The sequence below is a fragment of the Sphingobium sp. genome, assembly GCF_049304695.1.
Taxonomy (GTDB): domain Bacteria; phylum Pseudomonadota; class Alphaproteobacteria; order Sphingomonadales; family Sphingomonadaceae; genus Sphingobium.
Genome location: NZ_JBAQOK010000028.1, coordinates 1 through 1585, shown reverse-complemented (window position 1 = coordinate 1585; position 1585 = coordinate 1). Strand labels below are relative to the sequence as shown.

Genomic DNA, 1585 nt, shown 5'->3' with positions numbered 1-1585 from the left:
CAGCCCGACCCGAGCCGCGTGCCAATGCCGACGACGAGCCCTGCGACCGCGAGCGTTGCCATGCTCATGGGGAAGCGTGACAGGATCGGTCCCGCCGCCCATGCGACAAGTGCCGCGCCGAGAGGCAGGCCGATAATGAATGCCAGCGCGAGCGTGCGCGGTGCGCCGCCGCCCAGCCCGATCGCCCGCGCCGCCATGCCGCTGACGCCGGCGATGCGGCCCGCGCCCAGCAGCATGATGGCAGCCGCCACGCCGATCATCACGCCACCGATCAGCCCCTGCCCCGGCATCGCATAATCAGGCATCACAGCACGTCCAGCGGAAGCTTGAGGTAGCGCGTGCCATTCTCCTCCGGCTCAGGCAGATGCCCGCCGCGCATGTTCACCTGGATCGAGGGGAGGATGAGCCGCGGCATCCCCAGCGTCGCGTCACGCCGCGTGCGCATCTCGACAAATTCGTCCTCGCCCACGCCTTCATGGACATGGACGTTGGAATCGCGTTCCTGGCCGATGGTGGTTTCCCACACAAAGTCGTCGCGGCCCGGCGCTTTGTAATCATGGCAAAGGAAAGTGCGCGTCTCGCGCGGCAAATCCATCAGGCGGCGGATAGAGCGATAGAGCATTCGCGCATCGCCGCCGGGGAAATCAGCGCGGGCGGTGCCATAGTCCGGCATGAACAGCGTATCGCCGGTGAACACCGCGTCGCCGATCACATAGGCCAGGTCCGCAGGCGTATGCCCCGGCACGTGCAACGCGACCGCAGGAATCGAACCGATCGAGAATCTGTCGCCGTCATCGAACAGATGGTCGAACTGCGACCCGTCACGCTCAAACTGCGTGCCCTCATTGAAGATCTTGCCGAACACGCTCTGGACTGTCGTGATCGCGCGACCGATCGCGAGCTTGCCGCCGAGCTTTTCCTGAAGGAACGGCGCGGCAGACAGATGATCTGCATGAGCATGGGTTTCCAGCAGCCATTCGACTTTCAGTCCTTCGGCCTGGACATAGTCGATGATGGTCTGCGCAGAGCCGTGCTCGGTGCGGCCTGATGCCGAATCAAAATCGAGCACGCTGTCGATAATCGCTGCGGCGCGAGTCACCGGATCATGCACCACATAGCTTGCGGTGAATGTCGGCTCGTCAAAGAACGAGCGCACAACCGGCACGGGTACTTCGCCTGCGCAGGTGTCCGTTACAATCTGCGTTGCGAGCATGAGCGGCTCATCAGGGTGGTCCATCTCGACTCTCCAAACTTTCTCACTTACACGGTTCAAATAATCGAGTATTATGGTTGCGTCAACCGACGAGATTGATGACAATGTCGATCAGCATGAATGAAAGGTTCGATTTGGCACCTGAACTACCCTCCTGTTCCGCGTTGCGCCTTGGCGAGGAAGCGCCGGATTTCACCGCCCGCTCGACCCGTGGCCCGGTGTCACTTTCGGATTTCCGAGGACGATGGCTTGCGCTCTTTTCGCATCCGGCGGATTTCACGCCGGTCTGCACCAGCGAGTTTGTGTCGATCGCGCGCGCGCATGACCGGTTTGCGACGCTGGGATGCGAACTGATGGCACTGTCGGTCGACA

The 1585-nt window shown here is 62.2% G+C and carries 3 protein-coding genes; 1 reads left to right on the top strand and 2 read right to left on the bottom strand.

Annotated features, from left to right (window positions below; all coding sequences use genetic code 11):
- A partial coding sequence (locus WA070_RS04290) for a YeeE/YedE family protein (protein WP_422632921.1) occupies positions 1 to 305 on the bottom strand: 305 nt, incomplete at its 3' end.
- A complete protein-coding gene (locus WA070_RS04285) occupies positions 305 to 1213 on the bottom strand; it encodes an MBL fold metallo-hydrolase (protein WP_333970759.1) in 909 nt (302 codons plus the stop codon). The genes WA070_RS04290 and WA070_RS04285, both read right to left, overlap by 1 nt.
- 116 nt (positions 1214 to 1329) lie before the next feature.
- Between WA070_RS04285 and WA070_RS04280 the strand changes: the two genes are divergently transcribed.
- Positions 1330 to 1585 (top strand): redoxin domain-containing protein (locus tag WA070_RS04280; protein WP_422632920.1); only part of this gene is annotated, 256 nt, incomplete at its 3' end.

Coding starts and splice junctions, on each gene's coding strand:
- WA070_RS04285 (WP_333970759.1), bottom strand. CDS start 1,213: ATGCTCGCAACGCAGATTGTAACGGACACCTGCGCAGGCGAAGTACCC.